The following is a 1377-nucleotide window of genomic DNA, read 5'->3' on the forward strand; positions in this document are numbered from 1 at the left end:
CCCAATCCCGTCGGATTAGCGGCAGGATTCGATAAAGACGGTTTAGGGGCAGGACTTTGGCCTAGTTTCGGCTTTGGTTTTGCCGAGGTGGGTGCTGTCACCCTAGAAGGGCAACCGGGCAACCCAAAACCGAGATTATTTCGTTTACCGGAAGATTTGGCGGGATTAAACCGTATGGGGGCAAATAACCTCGGAGCGCCGGTTCTAGCGGCAACTCTCCAGCAATCTTGGCAACGACAACCCCGACAGATTCCCATCGGCATTAACCTCTGTAAATCGAAAAATACGCCCCTAGAAAAGGCCCCGGAGGACTATTTAGGCAGTTTTCGCTATTTATTCCCCCATGCCGATTATTTTGTCGTTAATGTTAGTTCTCCCAATACTCCCGGTTTGCGTTCCCTGCAAAGTGGTGAACAACTCGATAAAATCCTCCACATTTTACAAACAGAAAATCAAGGCAGAAAACCCCTATTAGTGAAAATTTCTCCCGATTTAGAATGGGAAGATATCAGAACAATTATTGACTTAGCTTTCTCCTATCAATTAGCTGGAATTGTCGCTACTAATACCACCACTAAACGCACGGGATTAAAAACCACAATTCTGCCCGAAACCGGTAAACCAATCACTGAAGAAGCAGGGGGAATTAGTGGGCAACCTTTGCGGGAACGTTCCACGGAAGTGATCCGTTTTATCTATCGGCAAACCCAAGGCAATTTACCAATAATTGGAGTGGGAGGCATTTTTTCTCTCGATGATGCTTGGGAAAAAATTACGGCTGGTGCGAGTTTATTACAGATTTATACCGGTTGGTTATATCGAGGACCCTGGCTAGTATCAAATATTTTACAAGGATTAACAGAAAAATTAGAGGCTAATGGGTTGACTAATATTAATCAAGCGGTGGGTTGGCAAGCTAACCAAGAATGAGCCAATTTTCTCCGGTAATTAGCAATAATTTCGGAAAAATTAGCTGAAATGTTGTCTGTCACCTTTGGGGATAAGATAAGATAATTAGGATAACTACAATAGGACTACTCTAGAGACTACAACCGCAGACAAATCGATCGCCAAGTATGGAACTTTTTAACCAAACCACAATTCTATGTCAAAAAAATCATTTTTACCCGGTTGTTTAGTCGTCCTAGGACTAACAGCAGTAACCGCAGGAGGTGTCTATCTTTATCTACGAGGACAACTTCCTTGGCAAAGATTCACCCCCTTAGAATCGGCAAAAGTTATCCCAGAAACTGCCTTTGCTAGTAGTTTTGTCTCCACGGATGCAAAAGCTTGGTCAGTGTTAGCTAAATATGGTACACCAGAATCGCGAACTGCGGTTAGTCAAGGACTAGAAGAATTACAAAAAAATATCTTCAC

At 43.2% G+C, this 1377-nt stretch carries 2 protein-coding genes; both read left to right on the forward strand.

Annotation, left to right across the window (positions count from 1 at the left end; genetic code table 11):
• A partial coding sequence (locus PX481_RS22960) for a quinone-dependent dihydroorotate dehydrogenase (protein ID WP_288096248.1) occupies window positions 1-930 on the forward strand: 930 nt, incomplete at its 5' end.
• Between the two features lie 175 nt (window positions 931-1105).
• Window positions 1106-1377: DUF3352 domain-containing protein (locus tag PX481_RS22965; RefSeq protein WP_288096250.1), on the forward strand; the 272-nt coding region annotated here is incomplete at its 3' end.

The organism is Microcystis sp. M53603_WE2, from assembly GCF_030065435.1.